We start from the raw sequence: 25,859 nt of genomic DNA, 5'->3' as shown, positions 1-25,859 counted from the left end.
CGCCCGCGCCGCTCAGGCGGGCGGGAACGCGCGCCCGACCGCCTGGCGCAGCAGCGCGCGCCGGCGCTCGTGCTCCGACGCGGCCTCCTCCGCCGTGGCGGCGTAGACGTTGCTCACCGGCGACCAGGCCATCGACATCGCGATGACCAGCGCCATCACGTCGAACGGGTCGGCCGCGACGCCCACCGTGCCGTCGGCCTGAGCGGCGCGGATCGCCTCGAGCTTGCCCTCCTCGCGCACGCGCGCCTCGTCGTCGGCGACGAGGTGGCCGGCCGGGCGGCGCTCGAGGCGCGCCCAGGTGGCCAGCCGGATGAGGTCGGGGCGGCGCAGGTACTCGTCGTAGAGGCGGACGGCCCAGTCGCCGAGGTCGGACGGGTCGATCGGCACGACGTCGACGATCCGGTCGAGGGACGCCTCGAAGACCGCGTCGAAGAGCAGCTCCTTGCTGGTGAAGTAGGAGTACAGCTGCGCCTTGTTGCTGCGGGCCTCGGCCGCGATCCGGTCCACCCGCGCGCCGGCGATGCCGTAGCGCGCGAACTCCGCCGTCGCCGCGGCCATGATCCGCGCGCGCGTCGCCTCGCCCTTGCCGGTGGCCGGTGTCGCTCCCATCCCTCGAGACTACCGACCGGTCTGTTCTCCGACGTCCGCGAGTGCTAGCGTCAACAAAACAAACCGGTTAGTAGAAACGAGCGCGCAATGATCAGTACCACCGCCTACGCGGCCACCGCCGAGGGCGGCCTCGCTCCCGCCGTCATCGAGCGGCGCGCCCTCCGCTTCGACGACCTCGCCGTCCGCGTCGACTACTGCGGCGTCTGCCACAGCGATCTGCACGCCCTCCGGACCCACGCCGCGCACTCCGCCGACCCCGCCGCCGACCCCGGCCCGCTCGTCCCGGGTCACGAGTTCGTCGGCACGGTGCTCGCCGTCGGCGCGGCCGTCACGGCCTTCTCCCCCGGCGACTCCGTCGCGGTCGGCAACATCGTCGACTCCTGCGGCGGGTGCGACATGTGCACGGCCGAGCAGGAGAACTTCTGCCGCGAGTTCCCGACCCTCACCTACGGCGGCACCGACCGGCACGACGGCAGCACCACGCTCGGCGCGTTCTCGCGCGAGTACGTGGTCCGCGACCGCTTCGCCTACCCGCTGCCGGCCGGCCTCGACCCGGCGGCCGTCGCTCCCCTGCTCTGCGCGGGCGTCACCGTCTGGGAGCCGCTGCGCGCGCACGCCGTCGGCCCCGGCTCACGGGTCGGCGTGGTCGGGCTGGGCGGCCTCGGCCACCTCGCCGTGAAGCTCGCCCGGGCGCTCGGCGCCGAGGTGACGGTCTTCACGACCTCCGCCGCGAAGACCGCCGACGCCCTCGCGCTGGGCGCCACCCGGGTCGTCGTCTCCCGCGACGAGGAGGCGATGGCGGCGCAGCGCGGACGCCTCGGCCTCGTCCTCGACACGGTCTCGGCCCCGCACGACCTCGCACCGTACCTGCACGTCCTCGCGCTGGACGGCGCACTGAGCGTCCTCGGGATGCTCGCGCCGGTCACCGTGGACGTCACCGACCTGCTGATCGGACGCAAGAGCCTCACCTCCGGCGGCAGCGGCGGCACCCGCAGCACCCGCGAGCTGCTCGCCTTCTGCGGCGAGCACGGCATCACGGCGGACGTCGAGGTGCTGCCCTCCGCTCAGGTGGGCACCGCACTGGAGCGTCTCGTCGCGAACGACGTCCGCTACCGCTTCGTCCTCGACCTCGCGGACCTCGACACGGCACACTGATCGCGCCGAGTACCTCGTGTACTTGACGTACTCGACGGCCCGGTCGATGATCGGAAGATGACCCTCCTCGGTGCCCAGCACTACGACACCACCAGCAGCGCGCGGACCAGCTTCAAGCGCGTCATCGACGGGGCGGTCCGCGGCAGCAGCGTCACCGTGCGCCGCGACGGCGACTCCGTGGCCGTCGTCGACGCGTCGCGCTACCGCCGGTTCCTCGCCCGGACGGTCACCCCCGAGGTCCGCGTGCTCGAGGAGGACGGCGTCTTCGCGATGATCATGGTGGACCCCGCGATCGCCGTGGAGGACGAGGACTACGAGGCACTAGTCGCCGACATGGTGCTCGCCCTCCGCGAGTACGCGGAGGACTGGCAGGACCACCTCCTGACCGCGCCGAACCACGCGGAGAACTGGGGGCTCGTCCAGCTCGTCGAGCTGTCGGACGACGCGCAGCTGACCGCGTGGCTCCTCGGCACGGACGAGTGAGCACAGACGAGTAGGCACCGTGAGCAGGCACCCCGCGCCGACGCGCGAGCACCACGACGACTTCTGCCTCACCGAGAAGTGGACGCTCGTGCGCGGCGCGACCGGGAAGCCCGTCCGCCACCACAAGACCTTCGAGTTGCCGCTGCACGACGGGCGCATCCTCCGGACCCGGATCTCGAAGCCGGTGAACCGCACCGCCTACGGCGCGAGCATCTGGGCCGAGATCCTGCGCAGCCAGCTCTGCGTCGAGTCCTCCGTCTTCTGGGCCTGCGTGCAGGACGGCGTCCTGCCGGATCGGGGTCGCCCCGCCGCTCCCGCGTCCGGCGGCCTCCCGCTCTCGCTGATGACGCAGCTCGTGCGCACCGTCGGCCTCGAGCCGTCGGCGGCGGTGCGGCTGAGCGTCGCAGAGGCCACGGCCGCGATCGCCGAGCACTGGGCCCGCGTCAGCGACGAGCACTGACGCGCCGCTTCTGAGGAAGTAACCGACCTCGAGGATCGACGGAGGTTCCGCGGAGCGGAGACGCGCAGGTCTCGCATCCCCGTGACGACGCGAGCCGCGCGAGTGGACGCGGGACGGGCGCTGCGGAAGCTGCAAGGCCCGTCGCGCGTCCACTCGGAGCCGCCCCGAGCCCGGCCGCGCGTCAGGCGCGAGCCGCCGCCGCCGCGCGCGCCAGCGCCGGGCCGTGCGCCGCCAGCACCAGGTCGCGCACCGCCGTCACCGGCAGCGACGCTGCCCCGGCCGGCAGCAGGTCCGCGTCCGACGTAAGCACCAGCGGAGTGTCCGCCGCCGACACCGGCAGACGGCCGTGCGTGCCGCGCACCAGCGACGCGTCCAGCGGCACGAGGTTCATCGCGTAGCGCAGGCCCAGGGCCTTCTTCGCGAGGTTGCCGGCCGCCTTCGCCTTCACAAGCCGGTCGGCGGGGTCGAAGAACAGCTCCGCCGGGTCGTAGCCGGGCTTGCGGTGGATGTCGACGCCGCGCGCGAAGTCCGGCGCGCGGTCGTCGTCGAGCCAGTAGTAGTAGGTGAACCACGCGCCCGGCCGCGCCACCACGACGAGCTCGCCGGAGCGCTCGTGGTCGAGGCCGTACCGCGCCTGCGCCTCGCGGTCGAGCACCTCGTCCACCCCGTCCAGCGCCTTGAGCAGCGAGCGCACCCGCGGCAGGTCCGCCGCATCAGGCACGTAGACGTGCGCGATCTGGTGATCCGCGACCGCGAAGGCGCGCGAGGTCCACGGGTCCAGCTGCTCGCGGCCGTCCTGCACGTACACCTCGAGCAGGCCCGCGCGCCGCAGCGCCCGGTTGACGTCCACGGGGGTGTCCGCCGCCGCGATCCCGTACTCCGCCACCACGACGACCGACGCACCGAGCGCCTCCGCGTCGTCGAGCAGCGGCGCGAGCACCACGTCCAGCTCGCCCGCCGCCCGCCGCGCCTCGGCCGAGTCCGGCCCGAAGCGCTGCAGGTCGTAGTCGAGGTGCGGCAGGTACGCCGTGGTCAGCTGCGGCGGGCCGGAGCCGTCGCCGGCGAGCACGTGCCGGGTCGCGTCCACCATCCACTGCGTGGAGCGCAGCGACGCGGTCGGCCCCCAGTACTGGAACAGCGGGAAGGCGCCCAGCTTCCCGACCAGCTCGTCGTGCAGCGCCGGCGGGCGGACGTAGGCGTCCGGCGACTTGCGGCCGTCGGCGTGGTAGATCGGCCGCGGCGTCACGGTGACGTCGGTCGTCGCTCCCATCGCGTACCACCAGCCGATGTTGGCGGCGCGGTAGGGGTCGCCGTCGGACAGCCGACGGGCCGTCTCCCAGACCTTCTCCCCCGTCACCAGGCGGTTGTGCTGGCGCCAGAGGTGCACCTCGCCGAGGTCGCGGAAGTACCAGCCGTTGCCCACGATCCCGTGCTGCGCAGGCATCGTGCCGGTGAGCATCGACGACTGCACGCTGCAGGTGACCGCCGGCAGGATCGTGTCCAGCGGCAGCTGCCCACCGGCCCGGGCGAGCCGGGACAGCCGCGGCATGTCGGCGAGCGCCGTCGCGGTGAGGCCGACCACGTCGATCAGCAGCACCGGCGTCACAGCGCGACCTCCTCGGCGACGAGGGCGGCGACCGGCACAGGTGCGGGGCCCGCCTCCAGAACCGCGGCGCGCGCCTGCGGCGTCAGCAGGTGCTCCGCCGCCCAGGCCAGCTCGGCGCCGATGCCGACCGACAGATCGCTCGGCGCGTCCGCGAGCACCGCCCAGGTGTAGGTCTCCACGTCGAGGTGGATCTCGTCGTACGGCCAGGCGGCGTCGACCACGGACACCGCCTCGGCCAGCACCGCGGTGGTCGCCGACAGCGGTGCGGCCGGCCGGTGGTGCAGCGGCACGTGAAAGTGCACGCGCCAGGGCCCCGCTCCGGGCAGCGTGTCGAGCGCCTCCGGCAGGTCGTCGACGCGGAGCACCCCGCCCGCGCCGTTCTCGCGGGTCTGGTGCAGGTAGCGCTTCTCCACGAACGCCCCGACGGCGAGGCGCGCGGCCGGATCGGCCGGGTCCTCGACGTGCAGCGCGGCCGAGGCCTGCACCTTCACGACCCGGAGCCCCGCGTCCCGGATTCGCCGGACCGCCGCGGCGGGGTCGGCGAACGACACCGCGAGGTGACAGGTGTCGAGGCAGACGCCGACGTAGGCCGGGTCGACCAGGCCGATCCGCGGGTGCAGCCAGGCGACGACGTCCTCGACCGTGTCCAGGATGCAGCCCGGCTCGGGCTCGATCGCCAGGCGGATCGCGTGCCCGGTCGAGCGCCGCAGCTCGCGCAGCTCGTCGACCAGCCGCGCGAGCTGCCGGACGGCCGCCGCGTCCTGCTCCGCGCCCCAGCCCTCGCGCCAGCCCAGCGGCAGCGTCGAGATGCTGCCGTCGGCGCCGGCGGGCAGCAGATCCGCGAGGATCCGCGCACAGTCGATCGTGTAGGCGAGGCGCTCGGGCGTGGTCCAGTCGGGCCGGTAGACGTCGAGCTTCACCACCTCGGCGTGGAAGGCGGCGTAGGGGAACGCGTTCAGCGTCCGCACCTCGAGGCCGTTGCGCTCGAGCGCGGCGCGCAGCACGGCGCGGTCCTCGCGGCTGGCGACCAGCCGGGCGGCGAGGTCGCGCGGGATCCACAGCCCCACGCCGACGGTGTCGAGCCCCGCGGCGGCGCGGGCGGGCCCGGCGTAGACGTCGAGCTGACGGACGACGCCCTCGAGGTCCTCGGCCGGGTGGACGTTGGTGCAGTAGGAGAGGTGCATCAGACGACCTCCGCCACGCGCGGCGCGCCCCGGAGGATCGAGTTGCCCTCGAAGCTGCGCCCCATGGCGTCGACCGCGTCGAAGCCCGGGATCGGGTCGAGGTTCAGCCGCCCGCTCTGCCCGTAGAAGTCGATCGGGTTCTGCCAGAGCAGCCGGTCGACCTCGGCGGCGCTGAAGCCGGCGACGAGCAGCAGGTGCCCGGTCTTCGCGGTGGTCAGCGGATCGGAGCGGCCCCAGTCGGCGGCGGAGTTGACCAGCACGCGGTCCAGGCCGATCCGCTCGACGAGCGTCACCAGGCGGGTCTCGTCCATCTTGGTGTCCGGGTAGATCGAGAAGCCCAGCCAGCAGCCGGAGCCGAGGACGAGGTCGACGGTGGTCTCGTTGAGGTGGTCGACGACGACGAGGCCGGCGTCGATCCCCGACTCGGCGACGACGTCGAGCGTCTGCTGCGTGCCCGCCGCCTTGTCGCGGTGCGGGGTGTGCACGAGCACGGGCAGGCCGTGGTCCTTCGCCAGCTCGAGCTGGTGGCGGAAGACGGCGTCCTCCTCCGCGGTCAGCGAGTCGTAGCCGGTCTCGCCGACCGCGACGACGCCGTCCTTGGCGAGGTAGCGGTCGAGCTCGGGCAGCACCTCGCGGCAGCGCGGGTCGTTCGCCTCCTTGGGGTTCAGGCCGATCGTGCAGTGGTGCCGGATGCCGTACTGCGCGGCGCGGAAGCGCTCCCAGCCGATCAGGGCGTCGAAGTAGTCGGTGAAGGAGCCGACGCTGGTGCGCGGCTGGCCGAGCCAGAACGACGGCTCGACCACGGCGCGGACCCCCGCGTCGTGCATCGCCTGGTAGTCGTCGGTGGTGCGGGAGGTCATGTGGATGTGCGGGTCGAAGATGCGCATCGTCGCGCCTTTCTCGTGAGGGGTCGTGATGGTGTGCGGGGCCGGCGGTCGTGTCGAGGGACGCGCCGGGGTCCCTCAGCTCGGCAGGAGCACCGCCAGGTCGTCCGGCACCGTGCGGCCGGCGGCGCGGCGCTCGTCGGCGAAGCGGCCGGCCATCGCGGCGAGCTCGGGGTCGCTCCGCCGCTCGAGACCGGAGACGGCCGCGAGCGGGACGCCGCAGAAGACGAGCTTGAGCACGCCGTGCCGCCAGGCGTGCGCGTCGAGGTGCTCCTCGGCGAAGCGGCCCATCGCCGCGGCGACCAGCCGGGTGTCGTTGGCGCGCAGGGCGTCCGCGATCAGCTCGCGGCCGGCCGCGGCCACCGGCTCGCCCGCGCGGCCGGCGGCGGTCAGCGCGTGCAGCCCGACCAGCACGCCGCGGCGCTCGGCGTCGTCGCCGCCGCGGTAGAGCCGGAGGAGCAGGGCGGCCAGGTCCTCGTCGTCGAGGGCCGAGGCGGCGGCCGTGATCAGCGCCGAGCGCGCCGCGTCGTCCTCGGTGCCGTGCACGAGGCCCTGCGGATCCGCGTCGGGGCGGAGCGGGGCGCGACCGGCCTCCCGACCGGCGGCCGGGAAATAGCGGTCGATCCGCCGCGGCTGCTCGCGGAGCACGGCGCAGGCTGTCGCGGTCCAGGGGTGCTGCGGCGACTCCGCCCCGGTCCCCCGGGTCCGGATCGCCGCCCGCATCGCCGCGAGACTCGCGACCGCCAGGCGAGGCGCGTCGTGCGAGTGGCGCGGCAGCTCCACCGCGGCGATCCCGCGGTAGCCGATCTCCTCGAGCGTCGCGAAGGCGGCCGCGAGATCGAGCACGCCCGTGCCGAGCTCGAGGTGCTCGTGCCGCTCGGGCAGCATGTCGTCGACCTGCACGTTCACCAGCAGGCCGGCCGCGCTGCGGAGGGCGCCGACGACGCCGTCCGGCTCGACCACCACGCAGTGGCCGAGGTCGACGGTGAGACCGAACGCCTCCGGGTCGCCGAGCTCGCGCCGCAGCAGCAGCGCGTCCGCGACGGTCTCGACGAGCATGCCGGGCTCCGGCTCGAAGCCCAGCCGCACGCCGTAGCGCTCGGCCTCGGTGACGACGCCGCGCATCCGCTCGACCAGGAGCCGCCAGCCGCGGGCGCGCTCCATCCCCTCGGGCAGCACGCCCGACCAGAGCGAGACGGCGTCGGCGCCGAGCAGCGCGGCGATCTCGATCGCGCGGTGCAGGAAGGCCAGCCGCGGGCCGGCCTCCTCGTCGACCAGGGTCGGCCGGTGCTTCACGAACGGGTCGAGGAGGTAGCGCGCCCCGGTCTCGATCACCACGCGGAAGCCCAGCTCGTCGAGCCGTCGACGCAGGGCGAGGGTGCGCTCGCGGACGTCGTCGGCGAACGGGTCGAGGTGCGGGGTCCCGAGGGTCAGCGCCACCGCGCGGTAGCCGGCGGCGTGCAGCACGGTCAGGGCGTCGTCGAGGGTGTGGTCGGCGAAGCCGTTGGTGCCGTAGCCCAGGACGGGGCCGGCGCCCAGGACGGGGCCGGCGCTGTCCTGCATGCCCTGCTCCTGCCCGCTCATGTGATGTCCGCCGAGACCCTCGGGCGCCGCAGCACGACGGCCCCGAGCGCGTCGAGCCCCAGCAGGGCCGCGCCGAGCTCCGGCCGCCGCAGCCCGGCGAGCGCCGCCTGCAGCGGGACCATCCCCGCGATGCCCGAGCGGGTGGCCGTCCGGGCCGAGGCCGCGTCGGACGTCCGCACGGCGCGCAGCTGCGGGACCAGCACGAGCGCGATCCAGCGGGCGAGCGCGACGGCGACGACCGCGCCGAGAGCCGGGCCGCCCTTCGCGCGGACCGCCCCGGCGCCCAGCGCGAGGGCGAGCGCGGCCGTGCCGGTCGCCGCCGCTCCCGCGACCGCCGGGCGGGTGCCGTGCACCTCGCCGCGCGAGAGCACGGTCACTCCGAGCGTGTGCGCCGCGACGGCGGCGGAGGCGGGAGCCGCCGCGCGCACGCCGGACGCCCCCGCACCGAGCAGCACGTCGAGCCCGCGGCAGGCCGCCATCACGACCGGCCCGAGCGGAGTCGGCTTGGCCAGCAGGTCGTACGACCAGATGCTCGCCGCGAGCGGCACGCTCAGGAGGAGTGAGCGGCGACCGTCGACGAGCGCCGCGACCGCGATCCCCGCCCCGGTCAGCCCGGCCGCCAGCCCGAGTGCGGCACCGCGCCGGATCCGCCCCGACGGGATCGGCCGCTCCGGCCGCTCCACCGCGTCGAGCTCCGCGTCGGCGTAGTCGTTGAGCGCCATGCCCGCCGAGTAGAGGAGCGCGGACGCGAGCGGCAGCGCGACCGTGCGCACTCCGGGCGCCCGGCCGGCCCACGCCGCTCCGGCCACCGTGTCGCCGAGCACCGAGAGCGCCGCCTTGGCGCGCACGAGCTCGAGCCAGTCGCGCAGCTCAGCCATGGCGGATAGCGCCGCCCGCCACGAGCGAGCGCTGGACGACGGCCGCGCCGGTGCGCGCCGACCAGGCGACCAGCTCGGCGGTCTGCTCCGCGAAGCCGTGCACGTCGCTCCCCCACGGGTCCTTGAAGAAGAAGCCCATTTCGGCGACGGGCCCCGAGATCCCGGCCGCGTCGGCGAGCGACATCAGGCGCGCCAGGTCCAGGATCAGCGGCGCGGCGAGCGCCGAGTCGTACGCCGACCAGATGGTCTGCACCGTGATCCGCGAGCCGAGGAACCCCTCCGCGTGCACGTGGTCCCACGCGGTCTTCACGTCGCCGAGGTCCGGCACGTTGTCGATGTGCAGCGGAGTGACGACCTCGTCGCCGAGCAGGCTGCGGAGCCCGCGGTTCTTCGAGACCAGCTTCGAGCGCACCGCCTCCGGGTCGGCGAGGGTCTGCCCGTCGCCGCCGCCGAGCAGGTTCGCGCCCGCCCAGGACAGCACGCGCATCCCGCGCGCCGTGAACATCGGCGCGAGCACGCTCCGGAGCAGGGTCTCGCCGGTCTTGCCGTCCTGTCCTGCGATCGGGACGCCCGCCTCCGCGGCCCACTCCTCCAGCGCGGGCAGCGCCAGCGCGGTGGAGGGGGTGAAGCAGACGTAGGGCGAGCCGGCGGTCACCGCGGCGAGCGCGCTGATCGAGCTCGGCGGCAGCACGGTCTCGCCGGGCCGGGCGAGCGCGGCGCGCAGGGCGGCGAGGTCGTGGAACTCGGGGCGGTCCTGCGGCAGCACCTCGGTGGAGGCGACGTCGATCACGACGACCCGGGCGAGCGCGTGCCGCTCGCGGAACTCGACGATGTCGGCCGCCTGACGGTCGATCTCGTCCTGCTGCGAGCCGCCCTCGACGCCGAAGGAGCGGCGGATCTCGCGGTCGGTCGCGTCGAGCCGGTCGGCGACCTCGGCGACGACCGAGGTCGGGAACATCCCGCCGGCCGCCAGGCCCATCGCCTTCTCGAGCAGCGGGGTCGACGAGACGTCGTGCCCGCCGATCACGATCGCGTCGAAGCCGGCGAGCGGGACGTCCTCGAAGGCCGGGGTCGCGGTGGCGCAGCCGTTGCTGGGCGCCGCGCCCGAGGCGATGGCGTGCAGGCCGACGGCGGCCGTGGTGGCGACGCTGCCCCGGGCTCCGATCAGCCAAAGGCCGATGCGCTCCTGCTGCGGGGCGCGGTCGGCGGTGGAGGCAGTGCCGGTGGTGCCGGTGGTGTGGGACGAGGTCATCGTTCTCTCCTGTCTGTGGACTTCATTCGGGGGGACGTCATTCGGGGTCTCCTCGCGCGTCGAGATTGCGTCACCTCGCGGCGACTGCTTTCCTCAGGTGTGCCGAGCCGCGACCCGTCCTCCCGAGCAGTCGCCTGCGACATCTGCACCGTCGACATCCGAGCGGGCGGGCGCTGAGCGTGGGAGTGCGGGCCGGCTCGCAGACCGGCGACCTGCTGCGGCTCTTCGCCGACGGCCGTCCGCGCACCCGCGCGGAGCTGGTCGAGGAGACGGGACTCGCCCGCACGGCGGTGATGACGCGGCTCGACCTGTTCTTCGAGCTCGGCCTGATCACGCACCTCGACCGCGCGCCGTCGACCGGCGGCCGCCCGTCGGCCCGGCTGGTGTTCGATCCGTCGGTCCGCGCATTCCTGACCATCGACCTCGGCGCGACGCACTCGACGATCGCGCTGACCGACTTCGACGGCCGCATCGTCGTCGAGCGGCGCGAGGAGCTCGACATCGCGCAGGGCCCGATCCGGGTGCTCGACCACGCGCTCGACGTCTGCGACGAGATCCTCGCCGACGCGCACCTGGCGCCCGAGGCGCTGGCCGGCTTCGGCCTCGGCGTGCCCGGCCCGGTCGAGCACGCGAGCGGCCGCCCGGTGCGCCCGCCGATCATGCCCGGCTGGGACGGCTTCGACATCCCGGGCTACATCCGCCGCCGCGTCGACACCACCGTGCTCGTCGACAACGACGTGAACCTGCTGGCCCTCGGCGAGCGCGCCTCGCGCTTCCCGCACGCGCAGGACCTGATCTTCGTGAAGATCAGCACCGGCATCGGCTCGGGCATCGTCTCGGGCGGCGTCCTGCAGCGCGGCGCGCTCGGCGCGGCCGGCGATCTCGGTCACGTCCAGGTGCCGCGCACCGCTCCGGAGGCGGCGGACGGCCGCGACGGCGACCTCGAGGCGCTCGCGAGCGGCGGGGCCCTGGTGCGCGCACTGGCCGAGGCGGGACGCGACGTGCACTCGGTCCGCGATCTGCTGGCGCTCCTGCGCGACCGCGACCCGGAGGCGATCGAGGCGGCGCGCCTCGCGGGCCTGCAGATCGGCGAGGTCCTCGCCACCTGCGTGAGCCTGCTGAACCCGTCGGTGATCGTGCTCGGCGGCAGCGTCGCGCTCGCCGCCCCGGAGATCCTGGCCGGCGTGCGCGAGGTCGTCGATCGGCGCTCCCTGCCGCTGGCGACCCAGCGCCTCCATGTGGTGACCGCCGAGCTCGGCGGCAGCGGCGGCGTCCGCGGTGCGGCCCTGATGCTGCGGCAGCACCTCCTCGGCCCGAGCAACGTCGACGCGTTCCTCGAGCAGCTCCGCGAGCAGAGCCTCGCCGAGCGCTGAGCCCTCGCCGAGCGCAGAGCCCTCGCCGAGCACTGGCGCCCCGGCGACGACGGAGGTCAGGAGCGCACCCCCGCACGGTCGGAGCCGGACGGGTCGGTCGCTGCCGGGTCGGTCGCTGCCGGGTCGGTCGCTGCCGGGTCGGTCGCTGCCGGGTCGGTCGCTGCCGGGTCCGTCGTCTCCCGCGAGATGCCACTTGTGAGCTCGACACGCCGCGAATCCTCGTCATAAGTGGCATCTCGCGGAGGCGCGGAGGCCCCGGTCGTCGAGGCGCCGGCCACCGCGGCGGCGACGGCGGCGTCGATCCGCTTCTGCTCGCCCGCGGCGCGGCGGCGGCGGCGCACGACCGCCAGCACGATCAGCCCGATCAGCAGCGCCAGCAGCAGCAGCGCGCTCCACGGCACGGCCGCGGTCGAGGCCTCGGAGGAGACGGCGGCGACCTCGGGCACGGCGGCCGGGTCGGCGGCCTGGCCCGCGAAGTCGGCGGTGACGACGGTGCCGGTCAGCGCGATCCGGGCGGTCGCGACGAACAGCGGCCAGACCCCGGCGACGGTGACGCTCCGGCTGGTCGAGCTGCCCGGGAGCAGCTCGGGCAGCGGCTCCGGATCGGTCGCGGCGACGCTGCCGAGGCCGAGGAGACCGGAGACCGCGAGCTCGGCGCCCGGGGCGAGGCGGGTGTTGCCCGCGTTGGTGACGGTGTAGTCGATGGTGGTCGTGCCGGGGGCGAAGGGGTTCCACTCGCCCTGGTACGAGACGGCGAGGCCGTCGACCGAGAGGCGCGGGGCGAGGTCTCCGCCGACGCGGAGGTACATCCGCGAGCCGAGGCGGCGGTCGACCGAGACCCCGGTCTCGCCCTGGACGAGGATCGAGGAGACGACGCCCGCGGCGTAGTCGCCCGGCACCGCGTCGGCCGGCACCTCGAGCTGGAACGGGATCTGCACGCTCTCGCCCGCGGGGACGACGACGTCCGGGGCCTCGAAGGAGATCCAGCTGCCCAGCTGGGTGGACGGCTCGGCGGCCGGCAGCAGATCGAGCTGCCCCGCCTCGGTGATGAAGCCGTCGGAGCCGTAGACGCGGAAGGTCTGGTCCTCGTCGTCGTAGTTGGAGACGATCAGCGCGTCGCTCAGCTGCCCGCCCGGCTCGAGCGCGTAGGCGTAGTTCGGCCGGTCGCTGCCCTGCTCGGTGTCGGCGGGCCGCACCCCCCAGGTCACCGGCGAGCTCGCCGGCGAGGTCGCCTCCTCGGCGAGGGCCTGCGCCGGCAGCGCAGCGGCCCCGAGCCCGACGACGAGCAGGACACCGAGCGAGCGGAGTGTGGAGCGGAACATCATCGTCCAGCCTTTCGAGGGGGGGGTGGGTCCCCCCGCGAGATGCCACTTGTGCACGCGACACGCCGTGTCAGGCGTGCACAAGTGGCATCTCGCGGAGGGGAGGAGAGAGGGGGGCCGGCCGCCGGGGCTCCGGCGGCCGGCCGAGGGGGCTAGCCGAGCGCGGTGAGCGTCAGCGTCGCCGTGTAGGTGCCGGTTCCGACCGACAGCGGGAGCTGCAGGTCGAGGTCGGCGCCGAGGACCGAGGATCCGGTCGGGTGCCCGGCCGCGGCGGAGCCGAGGACGCGAGCGGTGGCGAGGCCCTCGCCCGAGACGAACCCGGAGACGACGGGGGCACCGGCGACGGCACCGCCCTCGTTCTCCAGGACCTTCGGGGTCCAGCCGAGGTACTTGCCCGAGACCGTCTGGTCGCCGGCACGGAAGTCGCTGATCTGAGCGGTCACCGACCACTCCGGTCCGGACAGGCGCGAGTCGGTCACGCGGACCGGCACGAGCTCGCCCGACGCGGCGAAGTGGTCGCCCTGCTCCTCGGCGACACCGAGGTTCACCAGGTTGCTGGTGCCCTCGAGGCTCCAGGTCAGCTCGCCCTCGCGCGCGTCCGGAACGATGACCGCGACGGCCTGGTCGCCCTGCGCCGCAGCGCCGGCGGCCGTGCCGGTGAAGTCCCCGTCCACTCCGGCGGCGGTGTTGCCCGCGCCGAAGTTGACCGCCGGAGCGTTCTCCGCGAGCGTGATCCGCCCGCCGACCGTCGAGCCCGCGAGCTGGACGTTGCCGGAGTTGCCCGAGAGCACGAGGTTCCCGCCGACGGTGTTGCCGAGCGCGGCCGCGGAGCCGTCCTCGTTCGCGCCGAGGAGCACGCCGCGCGAGGATCCGCTGACCGTCAGCGAGCCGCCGACGATCGCGCCGCCGACGCTCACGCCGAAGTCGCTGCCGGCGAAGGTCGCGTCGCCGCCGACGCTGGTGCGCGCCACGTCGACGTAGTTCGCCGCATCGGTGCTGACCGAGCCGTCGACCGAGACGTCGCTGAGCTCGACGTCGATGCCGCCCGCCTCGACCATGCCCGCGACGGTGAGGTCGCGGAGGTAGAGGAAGCCGGCGCGCGAGCCCTCGGAGAACGACACGACGTCGCCGCCGACGCTGGTGCCGTCGATCGAGATGCCGTACGCGTCCGTGCCGATGACGTCGCCCTCGATCGTCGCCGAGGTGGCGTCGAGCCAGGCGTCGTCGCCGACGGTGATCGAGCCCTGCACGACGACGTTGCCCAGCACGCAGGTCTCGCCGGCGGCGACGGTCAGGTCGCCCGCGATCGTCGTGTTGCCGAGCTCGGTCGTGCAGTCCGTCGTCGCCGCGAAGGCGGACGGCGCGGCGACCATCGCGAGGGAGGCGGCCGCGAGGACCGCCGTGGTCGTCTTCCACTTCATGGGGGTTCTCCTCGGTGCGCCGGTGCGCGTGGTGGTGCGGGGAAGGGAGGCGCCGGCGCGGCGCGAGGACTCAGCCACGGAGAGCCTCGATGGCGTCGTAGCTGCGCGCGGCGTTGCCGAGCGAGTTCACCGGGTTGGGCGCGACGGCCTGGGTGGGCGCGGTGTCCTGCTCCCAGACTCCGTAGCGCTGGCCGCGGTCGCGCAGCTCCGACAGGAACGCCTGGTACGGCAGGTTGCCCGCGCCGAACTCGATGATGTCGTAGCCGTTGGTGTTGGCGTTGTTCGTCTTGCCGTCCTTGAGGTGCAGGATCGGGTAGCGGCGCGGGTTGCGCTTGATGTAGTCGAGCGGCTCGAAGCCCGGGTAGAGCTTCTTGCCCACGTAGGCCCAGTAGACGTCCATCTCGAGGTAGACGTGCTTCGGGTCGGTGTTGTCGTAGAACACGTCGTAGAGGCGCGTCTTCGGGTCGTCCGAGCCGAAGGCGAACTCGCCCGCGTGGTTGTGCTGGTAGAGCTTCATGCCGGCGGCCGAGACCTGCTGGCCCCAGGCGTTCCACTCGTCGGCAGCGGCGCGGTAGCCCGCGACGGTGTTGACGTTGGTCGGCGCGTTGCCGGTGCCGAGGTGCGGGGTGCCGAGGATCTGCGCGATCTCGATCTGCTTCCCCAGCTCCGAGCGGAGCAGGTTGGTGCCGACGTGCGAGCCGACGGCCCGCAGGCCGTTGTCGTCGAGCAGCTGGCGGATCTCCTGGGGGGTGATCGCGCCGACGTTGCCCTGGGTGTAGCCGGCGAACTCGATCTCGCTGTAGCCGATGCGGCCCAGCTCCTCGAAGACGGCCCGGAAGCCGATCGACGAGACCTTGTCGCGGACGCTGTAGAGCTGGATCCCGATCCGGTTGATCGGGACGAGCCGGTTGGCGCCGGACGAGGGGGCGGGAGCGGCGAGGGCGCCGGGCGCCAGCGCGCCGGCCCCGACTCCGACGGCGACCGTGGAGGCGGCGAGGGCCGTCATCAGCGCGCGTCGGCTCATCGGCTTCGCCGTGATGGATCCGTGGTGGTGGTGCATTGTCTCTCCTTCGAAACGGAACATGCAGGTGGATCAGGGGGGGGACCGGCCGGCCCGGGCTCGGGGCGCGAGCCGGCCGGTCCCGCCGCGGCTACTGCTGGACGGTGAGGTTCAGCAGGCTGGACGCGGCGTTGGTGTTCGCCGTGGCGGTGTGGGTGACGGTCAGCTTGTAGCTGCCCGCCGCGAGCTTCGGCAGGGTCACGACGACCTTCCCGTTCTCGTCGAGGGTGCCGGTGAGCATCGCGACGGTGGAGAGGTTCCTCTTCACCATCACGGTGACCTGGCCGGTCCCGGCGACGCCGGTGGACGTCTTCGACTCGACCGAGACCTGCGCGCTGGCACCCGGCTTGACCGGGTTCGGCGAGACGGTCGCGGTGAGCACGGAGTCGGCCTTCGACACGATCAGGCGGGCGGTGCCGGCCGACGCCTTGAAGGTGCCGTCCGCTCCGTAGGCCGCGCGGAAGGTGTGCGTTCCCGCCCCGAGGGTCTGCGGCAGGGCGATGGTCGCCTTCCCGCCCTCGAGGGCGCTGCGGCCGATCTCGCTGTCGCCCTCGTAGAGGACGACCTCGCCGCCGGGGGTGCCGCCCTGGCCGGAGACGGTGACCGTCGCCGATCCGGGAGCGCCGAAGGTCACGCGCGGGGCGGCGAGCGCCACGGTCGTGGTCGAGTCGACGGTCGGCGCGTTCCCCGCGGCGAGGTCGATCGTGAACGAGACCGTGCCGACCGCGGAGACGTTGCCGCCGGTGTCGGTGGCGCGGTACTGGACCGTGCGGGCGCCGTTGGTGGTGAAGGGCACCGAGTAGGCGCCGTTCGCGGCGCGGACCGTGGTCCACGTCGTCCCGTTGTCGACCGAGTACTGCACGCTGGCGAGCGCGCCGTTGTCGGTCGCCGCCAGGGTGAGGTTCACCGCGCGGTTGTAGACGCCGCCGACGCCGGTGGGCGCTGCGGGGTCGAGGGTCGCGCTGACGGTCGGCGCCGTCTTGTCGCCGGCACCCGCACCCTGGAAGGTGAGGGAGTCGAGCGACAGGCCGGAGGGCGAGGTCACGTAGAGCGAGCCGGTGCCGGTGGGCTGGCCGGAGAACGGCACGAGGACGTCCTGCCAGCCGGCGCCGGCGGGGATGGTCGCCGTTCCGAAGGGCGCCGCGTCGGCGGCGTTCCAGCGGAGGTCGACCGTGCCCTCACCGGTGGCGCGGACCACGACGCCGGTCAGGTTCGCGAGGTTCACCGGGTCCCAGCGCAGGAAGGATCCCGCACCGAGTCCGCTGACCGCGTTGCCGCCGCTGGCGGCGGTGTCCGCGTAGGGCAGGACGCCCTCGCGGGCGGCGTGCTCCGCCTCCTGCGTCTTCGGGTTCAGCCGCAGCGTCGCCTCGGCCGCGGCCGGGGGCAGTCCGTTGTAGCCGGCGTCCGTGTAGGTCACGACGACGGTGCCGTAGAGCAGCGCGCCGGGGCCGTGCTCGGGCGAGTCCTTCGACGTCGGGAACGCTCCCGTGGCACCGGTGCCGGTGACCTCGGGGTGGGCGTGCTCGTCGTGGCCGAGACCGTAGGTCCAGCCCACGCGGCTGCCGACGATCTGGTCGCCGTCCTCCGCGTCGCGGCCGGTGACCCGGTAGGGGATCGCGTCGCCCCACTCGAAGAACGAGCCGTTGCCGGGCGTCGTGATCTCGATCTGCGGCGCCTGGTTGCCCACCGAGATCACCCGGGAGGTGAGGCTGAACTTGCCCTTGGCGTCGGTGACGCGCAGGCGGGCCGTGAACTGGCCGAGCTCGGTGTAGGTGTTCTTCGCGGTGACGCCCGTGGCGTCGAAGGTGCCGTTGCCGTCGAAGTCCCAGTCGTAGGTGAGCGCGTCGCCCTCGGGGTCGGAGGATCCCTTGGCGTCGAACGTCACCTCGAGTGGCGTCTCGGAGGCGGACAGCGGCGTCGCGGTGAAGCGCGCCTGGGGGGCCTTGTTGCCCTCGGCGTAGTCGATCCGGTACAGGCCGGCGTCGGGGTTGGCGCGGAAGAAGCCGTCGCCGTACTCGAGCACGTACATCGACCCGTCGGGGCCGAACTCCATGTCCATGGGGTTGTCGTGGATCGGCTGGTTGCGCGAGCTCAGCGCCGTGTTGGGCAGGAAGTCCTCGATGTGCGTGACCGCGCGGTCGTCATCGAGCGTGAACGCCGCGATGTAGTCCTGCGAGAACTCGCCGAAGAAGGTCTTCTCGTTCCAGTAGGCCGGGAACTTCGACGTCGAGGTGTTCTCCTCGTCGAAGTGGTACACCGGTCCGCCCATCGGGCCCTGGCCGGTGCTCGTCCCGAAGTTCACGAGCTCGTCGAACGGCTGGTCGCCCGGGTTGTCGCCGTAGTAGACGGTCGCCGGCGTGGCCGCCGGGATGTCCACGAGGCCGGTGTTCCAGCGCGAGTTGTTCTTCAGGTTCTGCGGGTCGAAGAAGCCGCGGGGCGTCGCCGTCTCGAAGTTCCACTCGTTGTACGGCAGGTTCGGGCCGTGCACGTAGGGCCAGCCCGAGTTCTGCGGCTGGTCGAGACCGGTCGCGTTCCACTCGACGAGACCCATCGGGCCGCGCACGCCGTCGGCCGCGGCGGCCTTCGTCGCGTCGGGCCCGTAGTCGCCCCAGGAGAGGGTGTTCGTCTCCGCGTCGACGTCGATCTTGAACGGATTGCGCACGCCCATCACGAAGATCTCGGGGCGGGTCTTCTCGGTGCCCACCGGGAAGAGGTTGCCCTCGGGGATCGTGTACGAGCCGTCCTCCTGGACCGCGATCCGGAGGATCTTGCCGCGCAGGTCGTTCGTATTGCCCGCACCGCGACGCGAGTCGAAGCCGGGGTTCATGCCGGGCGCGTCGTTGTTCGGCGCGAAGCCCGCGGCCCCCGGAGCGCTCGCCGGCGTGTTGTCGCCGGTCGAGAGGTACAGGTTGCCGTCGGCGTCCCAGTCGAAGTCGGCGCCCACGTGGCAGCACTGCCCGCGCTGCGCCTCGACCTCGATGATCTTCTGCTCGCTCGCCAGGTCGAGTCCGGAGCCGGTCCACTTGAACCGGGAGAGGCGGTTGACGCCCTTCCACTGGTCCCAGTAGCTCTCGTCCTCACCCGCGGGGAGCATGTTCGGGGCCGCACCGGTCGGCGTGCCGCTCTGGGGCGCGTAGACCAGGTAGACCCACTGGTTCTCGGCGAAGTCGGGGTCGACGCCGACGCCCTGGAGTCCGTCCTCCGAGTTCTGGTAGACGGGGATCGTGGCCACGACGCGCGTGGTGCCGGTCTTCGGATCGGTGTGGCGGATCTCGCCGTTCCGTGCCGTGTGGAGGACCGACTTGTCCGGGAGGACGGCGAGGTCGATCGGTTCGCCGACGTTCTTCGTCAGCAGCACCTTCTCGTAGTTGCTCCAGTCGAGCGCGGACTCCGCGCCCGGCTCCGAGCCGTGGTCCACTCCGTCGTGGGCCGAGGCGGGCAGGCCGAGGGCGGTGAGTCCGGAGACCGTCACCATCCCGGCGATGCCGAGGGCGAAGAGAGACCTGATGCTTCTCTTCGTGGATCGCTTACCATTCATGCGTGATGTGATTCCTTCAACGAGGTGTTCATCGCAGAGGCCGGATCCGTCTCTGTCCGCACGACGTGCGGATCCGGTCTCCTCTGGTCGGCCCGTGGGCCGATGTCTTCGTCGTCGCCTCCTCTCGCGGGATGCTGTCGCGGCGCCGGTCGCTCCTTTTAATAGGGGCGCGGTTCCGGCTGGTCCGGGCCGGCGCGAGGTCTCCCCCGCGCCGGCGGGTCAGTGGGCCGGTCGGATCAGTGATCCGGCCGGATCAGCCGATCAGGACTCGAAGGCCGAGGGCAGGTACTCGGCGACGTTGTCCTTGGTGACGACCGGCGCGAAGAGCTGGATCTGGCGCGGGACGCCGAGCGAGGTGGTGTCGCTCATCGACTTGTTCTGCTCGATCAGGCGGGCGAGCTTGATGCCGTCCGCGGCCTGGGTCGAGGGGTAGACGACCGTGGCCTTGACCACGGAGTCGTCGGCCTCGATCGAGCGCATCACGTTCGCCGAGCCGGCGCCGCCGACGAGGATGAACTCGTCGCGGCCCGCGGTGTCGATCGCGGCGAGGACGCCGACGCCCTGGTCGTCGTCGTGGTTCCAGATCGCGTCGATCTGCGGCGCCGCCTGGAGGAGGTTGGCCGCGGCCTGCTCGCCGCCCTGGACGGTGAAGTCGGCGGCGACGCGGTTGTCCACGTCGAGCCCGCAGCCCGAGAGCGCGTCGGCGAAGCCCTGGCTGCGGTCCTGGGTCAGCGGCAGCGAGTCGATGCCGGCGATCTCGGCCACGACCGCGTCCGGGTTGTCACCGAGCTGCTCGCAGAGGTAGGTGCCGGCGCTGACGCCCATGCCGTAGTTGTCGCCGAGCACCGTCGAACGGGCGGCGAACGGGCTGGAGAACTCGCGGTCGACGTTGATGACGGTGATGCCCGCCTCCATCGCCTCGGTCGCGACCTCGGTCAGCGCCGCGCCGTCGATCGGCAGCAGCACGATCGCGTCGACGCCGTCGTTGATGAAGGTCTCGACCTGGCTGATCTGCAGGTTGACGTCGTTGGTGCCCTCCGCGGTGCGCAGCTCCACGTCGTCGTACTTCTCGGCCTCGGCGATGGCCGCGCGGCTGACGGCGCCCATCCAGCCGTGGTCGGCGGCGGGAGCGGTGAAGCCGATCACGACGGTGTCGCCGGAGGCGTCGTTGTCCGAGGCGGCGACCGCGGCGGCGGTGCCGCCGCCGGAGGCGTTCCCGGTCTCGACGGGGGCGTTGGAGATGCAGCCGGTGAGCATCAGCGCGACGGCGCCGAAGGCGAAGCCGGCGGTGCCCAGGCGGGCGGTGCGGCCCAGTCGGGTGGTGCGGTCCAGGCGGGAGCCGGAGGGGTGGCGAACGGACATGGAAGTGATCTCCTTCGATGGATCCATGAGGGGCCGCAGGGCACAGCGGTGCCTGCGGAGGGTGACCGGAGTGGTCGAGGTGGGTGCTGCTGGTGCTGGGAATCGGGGCGAGCGCCCCGGGAAGAGGTGGGGCGGCGGCCCCTCGGGTCAGGACTTGCCGCGGGCGGCGAAGCGCTGCTGCAGCAGGACGGCGGCGACGATGATCGCGCCCTTCGCCACGGCCTGAGCCGAGGTCGACATGTTGTTCTGCGTGAAGACGTTGGTGAGGGTCGTGAAGATCAGGACGCCGAACACGGTGCCGACGATCGTGCCGCGGCCGCCGGCGAGCAGCGTGCCGCCGACCACGACCGCCGCGATGGCGTCGAGCTCGTAGAGCGTGCCGTTGGTCGAGGAGCCGGCGGTGGTGCGGGCGAGCATCATCACCGCGGCGATGCCCGCGGTCAGGCCGGCGAGGCCGTAGACGTACATGGTGTGCCGGCGGACCTTGATGCCGGCGAGGCGGGCCGCCTCCGGGTTGCCGCCGACAGCGACGGTGCGGCGGCCGAAGGTGGTGCGGTTGAGCAGGATCCAGCCGGCCACCGCGACGAGCGCGAAGATCAGCACGAGGACCGGGATGCCGAGCACGTCGGCGCGGAAGAAGTCGAGGAACGGGTCGACGGTGACGATCTGCGTCTGCCGGTTCGAGATCAGCTCCGCGAAGCCGCGGGCCGCGACGAGCATCGCCAGCGTCGCCATGAAGGCGACCACGCGGCCGTAGGCGATCAGCGCCCCGTTGATCAGCCCGCAGACAAGGCCGACGAGCACCGCGGTCAGCACGATGACCAGCCACGAGGTGTTCGCCGCGTAGTACTGCGTCGAGACCGTGCTCGCCCAGACCGTCGCGAGCCCCATCACCGAGCCGACCGAGAGGTCGATGCCGCCCGAGGTGATGACGAAGGTCATGCCGATGCTGAGCACGCCGATCACGGCGGCCAGGCGGAGGATCGTCAGCACGTTGTCGACGCTGGCGAAGCGCTCCCCCGCGGTGGCGAACCCGACGATGCAGAGGATGACCAGCGCGAGCACCAGGCCGATGTTGCGGCCGAGGGAGCCGCCCATCATCCCGGCGAGCCCGGAGCGGGCGTCCTTCGACGGGGTCCCGCCGCTCGGCCCTCCGGTCGCGGCCGAGGCGTGACGTCCGGCGTCCTCCTGCGGACCGCAGATCGACGGTGACGCGGTGTCGAGCTGTCCGCTCACGCTGCACTTCCTTCCATGACGAGATCGAGCACGCGGTGCTCGTCGATCGAATCGGCGGGGCCCTCGTGGACCACGGCGCCGTCGGAGATCACGAGCACTCGGTCCGAGAGCCCGAGGACCTCGCCGATCTCGCTGGAGACCACGAGCACGGCGGCGCCGTTGGTCGCGAGGTCCCGGATCAGGGTGTAGATCTCGGCCCGCGCTCCGACGTCGACCCCGCGGGTCGGCTCGTCGAGCAGCAGCACGCGGCAGCCGCGCACCAGCCAGCGGGCGAGGAGCGCCTTCTGCTGGTTGCCGCCGGAGAGCGTGCGGGCGTCGCGGTCGACGCCGTGCGGGCGGAGGTCGAGCGCCACCGCCTGCTCGGCCGCCGCCGCGCGCTCGGAGCGCTCGTCGAGGAAGCCGCGCTTGGCGAAGCGGTCGAAGGTCGAGAGGGTGATGTTGCGGTAGACCGGCTCGTCCAGGAGCAGGCCCTGGCTCTTGCGCTCCTCCGGGCAGAGGCCGATGCCGGCGTCGACCGCGGAGGTGACCGAGCCGGCCCGCAGCCGCTTGCCCGCGACGCTGACGGTGCCGGTGCTGGCGCGGCGCGCCCCGTAGATGGTCTCCAGGATCTCGGAGCGTCCGGAGCCGACGAGCCCCGCGAGGCCGACGACCTCTCCGGCGCGGATCTCGAGCGAGACGTCGGCGAACGAGCCGCGCAGCCCCAGGTTCTCCACCTTCAGCAGCGTCTCGGCCTCGGCGGGGAGCTCGGTGCGGTCCGGGAAGACGTACTCCACGGCGCGGCCGGTCATCAGCGTGATCAGCTTCGAGGTCGGGGTGTCGGCGACGGCGAGGTTCTTCGCGACCGTCGCGCCGTCCTTGATGACGGTGATCCGATCGCCGATGGCGCGGATCTCCTCGAGGCGGTGCGAGATGTAGACGATGGCGACGCCGTCGGCGGTGAGCTGGCGGACCACGTGGAAGAGGTTCTCCACCTCCTCGGAGTCGAGCACCGCGGAGGGCTCGTCCATGATGATGACCCGCGCGTCGTGGGAGAGGGCCCGCGCCATCTGCACGATCTGCTTGCCGGCGGCGGAGAGGCTGCCGACCTCGCGGTGCGGGGCGATCTCGGGGTGGCCGAGGCGCTGCATCAGCTCGCGGGTGATCCGCGCGGCCTTCGAGCGGGCGGTGAAGCCGCCGCGGGAGAGCTCGTGGCCGAGGTAGATGTTCTCGGCGACGGAGAGGCCGTCGACGACGTCCAGCTCCTGGTACATCGTGGCGATGCCGAGCGCGAGCGCGGCCGTCGGCGAGGGGATCGTGACGACCTTCCCGTCCACGAGGATCTCGCCCTCGGTGGGCTGGTGGGCCCCGGCGAGCGTCTTGATCAGCGTGGACTTGCCGGCGCCGTTCTGGCCGAGGAGGCAGTGCACCTCGCCCGGGCGGACGTCGAGGTCGACGCCGTCGAGGGCTCGTGCTCCGGGGAAGACTTTGACGATCCCGCGCATCTGCAGAAGCAGTTCTGACGCGGTGTCCTGGGTGCGGGAAAGAGGCTGGGCGGCGGTGTCGCCGGGGTCTGCGTTGACCATGCGGACGAAGCTACAGCGACTTAAGTCGCGGGTCAACCAAAAGTTCTGAGCCGTTTCGAAGGAGATCCCGGCGGTCGCCCAGCGCATCGAAACGCTTCCGTCACCCGCGCCAGCCCTGGGATCCGCGGGTTTAGGCGACATCTGACGGCGCAGTGCACGGCGCGTCTGGACACGGAGTCTCGTCATAGAGCGCTCTCCGACCCTATGAATAGCGTCCGGGCCGCAACCGGATCGTGACCTGCCGCCTCCCGAGCCCTCCGTCGCCGCCCTCCCGCTCGGCAGAAAGAGCTGGCGGAGCCGAGCGCGGGCATGGGAGGGTCGACCCGCCGACGAAAGGACGACGATGTCGAACGACCGAGCACTGCGCGTCGCGATGGTGGGGACCGCCTTCATGGGCCGCACCCACTCGCACGCCTGGCGCACCGCCCCCCGCTTCTTCCCGCTGCCGCTGCGCCCCGAGCTGGCCGTGCTGGTGGGCACCGACCCGCAGCGGACCGCCGAGCGCGCCGCGACCCTGGGCTGGAGCGAGTCCTCGACCGACTGGCGCGCGGTGATCGCGCGCGACGACATCGACCTCGTCGACATCTGCACCCCCGGCGACACCCACGCCGAGATCGCGATCGCCGCCCTCGAGGCCGGCAAGCACGTCCTCTGCGAGAAGCCGCTGGCCAACTCCGTCGAGGAAGCCGAGCGGATGGTCGCCGCGGCCGCCGCCTCGGGCCGCGTCGCGATGTGCGGCTTCAGCTACCGCCGCACCCCCGCGCTGGCCCTGGCCAAGCGCTTCGTCGACGAGGGCCGGCTCGGCGCGATCCGCCACGTCCGCGCCCAGTACCTTCAGGACTGGCTCAGCGACTCCGAGGCCCCGCTGACCTGGCGCCTCGACGCCGCGAAGGCCGGCTCCGGTGCGCTCGGCGACATCGGCGCGCACATCATCGACAGCGCGCAGTGGCTGACCGGCACCCCGATCTCGTCCGTCTCGGCGGTCCTGCGCACCTTCACCACCGAGCGCCCCGTGCTCGCGACGCAGTCGGGCCTCGGCGGCCGCGCGGAGGAGGGCGCCGAGCGCGGCCCGGTCACGGTCGACGACGCCGCCGCCTTCACCGCCTCCTTCGAGGGCGGCGCCCTCGGCGTCTTCGAGGCGACCCGCGTCGCCACCGGCCGGAAGAACGCCAACCGCATCGAGATCAACGGCGAGACCGGCTCGATCGCCTTCGACTTCGAGCGGCTGAACGAGCTCGAGTACTACGACGCCCGCGACCCCGAGGACGCCCAGGGCTTCCGCACCGTCCAGGTCACCGAGCCCTCGCACCCGTACATGTCGGCCTGGTGGCCAGCCGGCCACGGCATCGGCTACGAGCACCTCTTCAGCCACCAGGTCGTCGACCTCGTCGAGGCGATCGCCGCTGGCACCCCCGCCACCCCGACCTTCGCCGACGCCCTCGAGGTCCAGCGCGTCCTCGCCGCCGTCTCGACGAGCGCCGCCAACCGCTCCGAGTCCACCCCCGTCCAGCGCGGCACCGGCCCGGTCTGACGCCGGAAGGCACCGCGCCCGTCACCGCGGAGGGGATTTCCCAGCAGGCTGCTGGGAAATCGAGTGATCCTCCTCATCCTTCCCTCGCTGGACTGCGAGCCGAGTGTCAAACGGTTCCGAGAGAGCGCAGCGTCTCCGTCGGGCACGGAGTGCCAGGCTGGGGCGATGCGCCGACGACGGAGTTCTGCGGCGGCCGTCGCGGTCGTCGCGCTGCTGCTCGGCGGCTGCGTCGAGGCGGAGTCCGGGCCGGCGGCGGTCGGTGCCGGTGGTGTGGCGGACGGCACCTCGGCGAGCGTCTCCGCGGCGGGGACCGTCGACGTCTCCTATCAGCGGCAGGGCGACTTCGCGGTGGTCGTCGCGCTCGACTGCTCGGCCTGCTCCGGGACCGTCACCGTGTCGGCGCCCGGGCGCAGCACTCCGGTCGGCGAGGCCGCGGCGGGGACGCAGTCGTCGTGGCTCCTCGAGACCGTCGCGACCGACCCCGTCGACCAGTCGCTCCTCGTGCGGACCGCCGGCCACTGGACGCTCACGCTGCAGAGCTGGAACGACCTGCCCGAGGTCTCCGGCGAGCAGTCGGGCAGCGGATCCGCGGTACTCGCGTTCTCCGACGACGTCGACAGCCTCGACGTCGCCTACGGCCCCGCGAGCAGCGAGGACTCGCTCTCCGGCCGCGTCCTCGGCACCGCCGGGACCCGCCAGACCTTCGGCGACACCACGGCCTTCGCCCGCGTCGTCGACGCCACCCTCCCCGGCGTGGTCGCGATCCGCACCGACGGCGCCTGGACCCTGACCCCGATCCCGTGACACGCGCGCCGGGTCCCCCGGTCGCGCTCCGCGAGATGCCACTTGTGAGCACGACACGCCGTGGAATCCGCGCACAAGTGGCATCTCGCGGAGGGGGTCGGCGGGGGCGTCCCGGGGGCTTCGCCTCGTGAGGCGATCCTGCGCCATACTTCCTGGATGAGCAAGAAGATTGACGCGGCGCATCGCGCCCTGGTAGCAGCCCTCGACAAGCACGCCGGCCTCGTCGGCGACAAGTCGTCGAAGCCGAGCAAGGTCGCGCGTGCCGCGTCCGAGCTCCGCGCCGCGACGAAGGCCTACTCGGCGCTCGTCTCGGCCCGCACCGGCACCTCGAGCCCGTTCGCGGACCTGGCCGACCCGCGCCTGGACCAGCCGACCATCGCCTCGCTCCGGGCCGAGCGCGACGCGATCGCCGCGCGTCTCGCGAAGCACGAGGCCCTCGCGGCGGAGTCGGGCGACCAGGCCCTCGCGGGCTGACCCTCCTCCCCCGCTCTCCCTCCCCCGCGGAAGTCGCCGTGTTACGGGCGTGTTTCGCGTGCCCGGTGGCGCCCTGCGTAC

Annotated in this window: 21 protein-coding genes; 7 read left to right on the top strand and 14 right to left on the bottom strand. The window is 73.2% G+C overall.

The genetic code is table 11. The annotated features are described in order from the left end of the window. Positions 1-12 precede the first annotated feature (12 nt). Entirely contained in the window at positions 13-609 is a 597-nt protein-coding gene (locus C1I64_RS18455) for a TetR family transcriptional regulator (protein WP_127888220.1), read from the bottom strand. 87 nt (positions 610-696) lie between these two features. On the opposite strand from C1I64_RS18455, the gene C1I64_RS18450 reads away from it, so the two are divergent. Genes C1I64_RS18450 through C1I64_RS18440 form a run of 3 tightly spaced genes read left to right on the top strand, consistent with a single transcriptional unit; the run spans position 697 to position 2,707 of the window. After that, positions 697-1,764 (top strand): NAD(P)-dependent alcohol dehydrogenase, encoded by a 1,068-nt coding sequence (locus C1I64_RS18450; protein WP_127888219.1) that lies wholly within the window; start codon positions 697-699, stop codon positions 1,762-1,764. A gap of 57 nt (positions 1,765-1,821) precedes the next feature. After that, positions 1,822-2,247, top strand: a complete 426-nt coding sequence (locus C1I64_RS18445; protein WP_127888218.1) for a prevent-host-death protein — start codon at positions 1,822-1,824, stop codon at positions 2,245-2,247. 19 nt (positions 2,248-2,266) lie between these two features. Beyond that, entirely contained in the window at positions 2,267-2,707 is a 441-nt protein-coding gene (locus tag C1I64_RS18440; protein WP_127888217.1) for a cytotoxic translational repressor of toxin-antitoxin stability system, read from the top strand. Between the two features lie 181 nt (positions 2,708-2,888). Here the strand turns inward: C1I64_RS18440 and C1I64_RS18435 are convergent, their stop codons facing one another. From C1I64_RS18435 to C1I64_RS18410, 6 genes are all read right to left on the bottom strand, one after another. After that, entirely contained in the window at positions 2,889-4,313 is a 1,425-nt protein-coding gene (locus C1I64_RS18435) for an alkaline phosphatase family protein (protein WP_127888216.1), read from the bottom strand. Then, the gene (gene eboE, locus C1I64_RS18430) at positions 4,310-5,497 is read right to left on the bottom strand and encodes a metabolite traffic protein EboE (RefSeq protein WP_127888215.1); all 1,188 of its coding nucleotides are present in this window, start codon (positions 5,495-5,497) and stop codon (positions 4,310-4,312) included. Before eboE ends, C1I64_RS18435 begins: the two co-directional genes overlap by 4 nt. Further along, a complete protein-coding gene (locus tag C1I64_RS18425; protein WP_123444625.1) occupies positions 5,497-6,384 on the bottom strand; it encodes a TatD family hydrolase in 888 nt (295 codons plus the stop codon). The genes eboE and C1I64_RS18425 overlap by 1 nt, the downstream gene beginning before the upstream one ends. 75 nt (positions 6,385-6,459) lie before the next feature. Continuing rightward, positions 6,460-7,965 (bottom strand): EboA domain-containing protein, encoded by a 1,506-nt coding sequence (locus C1I64_RS20665; protein ID WP_244209529.1) that lies wholly within the window; start codon positions 7,963-7,965, stop codon positions 6,460-6,462. After that, positions 7,962-8,843, bottom strand: a complete 882-nt coding sequence (locus C1I64_RS18415) for an SCO3242 family prenyltransferase (RefSeq protein WP_208645165.1) — start codon at positions 8,841-8,843, stop codon at positions 7,962-7,964. The genes C1I64_RS20665 and C1I64_RS18415 overlap by 4 nt, the downstream gene beginning before the upstream one ends. Then, positions 8,836-10,095: an inositol-3-phosphate synthase gene (locus tag C1I64_RS18410; RefSeq protein ID WP_127888214.1), complete on the bottom strand. Its 1,260-nt coding sequence runs from the start codon at positions 10,093-10,095 to the stop codon at positions 8,836-8,838. The genes C1I64_RS18415 and C1I64_RS18410 overlap by 8 nt, the downstream gene beginning before the upstream one ends. Positions 10,096-10,274: 179 nt before the next feature. Here C1I64_RS18410 and C1I64_RS18405 point away from each other — a divergent pair, with 179 nt between their 5' ends. Next, positions 10,275-11,468: an ROK family protein gene (locus tag C1I64_RS18405; protein ID WP_244209528.1), complete on the top strand. Its 1,194-nt coding sequence runs from the start codon at positions 10,275-10,277 to the stop codon at positions 11,466-11,468. Positions 11,469-11,524: 56 nt separating this feature from the next. On the opposite strand, the gene C1I64_RS18400 is transcribed toward C1I64_RS18405, so the two are convergent. From C1I64_RS18400 to C1I64_RS18370, 7 genes are all read right to left on the bottom strand, one after another. Further along, complete coding sequence (locus tag C1I64_RS18400; protein WP_127888213.1) at positions 11,525-12,790, bottom strand: hypothetical protein; 1,266 nt, start codon at positions 12,788-12,790, stop codon at positions 11,525-11,527. A gap of 152 nt (positions 12,791-12,942) precedes the next feature. Beyond that, positions 12,943-14,211 (bottom strand): hypothetical protein, encoded by a 1,269-nt coding sequence (locus C1I64_RS18395; RefSeq protein WP_123444620.1) that lies wholly within the window; start codon positions 14,209-14,211, stop codon positions 12,943-12,945. Positions 14,212-14,281: 70 nt separating this feature from the next. Continuing rightward, entirely contained in the window at positions 14,282-15,271 is a 990-nt protein-coding gene (locus C1I64_RS18390) for a sugar phosphate isomerase/epimerase family protein (protein WP_244209527.1), read from the bottom strand. Between the two features lie 91 nt (positions 15,272-15,362). Next, positions 15,363-18,809 carry a PQQ-dependent sugar dehydrogenase gene (locus C1I64_RS18385; protein ID WP_127888212.1) on the bottom strand — a complete coding sequence of 1,149 codons (3,447 nt, stop codon included), beginning with the start codon at positions 18,807-18,809 and terminating at the stop codon, positions 15,363-15,365. 261 nt (positions 18,810-19,070) lie between these two features. Beyond that, a complete protein-coding gene (locus C1I64_RS18380) occupies positions 19,071-20,171 on the bottom strand; it encodes a substrate-binding domain-containing protein (RefSeq protein WP_127888211.1) in 1,101 nt (366 codons plus the stop codon). 147 nt (positions 20,172-20,318) lie between these two features. After that, entirely contained in the window at positions 20,319-21,272 is a 954-nt protein-coding gene (locus tag C1I64_RS18375; protein WP_123445318.1) for an ABC transporter permease, read from the bottom strand. 131 nt (positions 21,273-21,403) lie between these two features. Further along, positions 21,404-22,888: a sugar ABC transporter ATP-binding protein gene (locus C1I64_RS18370; protein WP_127888636.1), complete on the bottom strand. Its 1,485-nt coding sequence runs from the start codon at positions 22,886-22,888 to the stop codon at positions 21,404-21,406. Between the two features lie 424 nt (positions 22,889-23,312). Between C1I64_RS18370 and C1I64_RS18365 the strand changes: the two genes are divergently transcribed. The 3 genes from C1I64_RS18365 (at position 23,313) to C1I64_RS18355 (ending at position 25,778) form a co-directional block, all read left to right on the top strand. After that, positions 23,313-24,500: a Gfo/Idh/MocA family protein gene (locus tag C1I64_RS18365; RefSeq protein WP_127888210.1), complete on the top strand. Its 1,188-nt coding sequence runs from the start codon at positions 23,313-23,315 to the stop codon at positions 24,498-24,500. Positions 24,501-24,665: 165 nt separating this feature from the next. Continuing rightward, positions 24,666-25,304 (top strand): hypothetical protein, encoded by a 639-nt coding sequence (locus C1I64_RS18360; protein ID WP_127888209.1) that lies wholly within the window; start codon positions 24,666-24,668, stop codon positions 25,302-25,304. Positions 25,305-25,460: 156 nt separating this feature from the next. After that, positions 25,461-25,778, top strand: a complete 318-nt coding sequence (locus tag C1I64_RS18355; RefSeq protein ID WP_123444613.1) for a hypothetical protein — start codon at positions 25,461-25,463, stop codon at positions 25,776-25,778. Positions 25,779-25,859: the final 81 nt, after the last annotated feature.

This window comes from Rathayibacter festucae DSM 15932, assembly GCF_004011135.1.
Lineage (GTDB): Bacteria > Actinomycetota > Actinomycetes > Actinomycetales > Microbacteriaceae > Rathayibacter > Rathayibacter festucae.
This window is presented reverse-complemented; position numbering and strand designations above follow the sequence as displayed.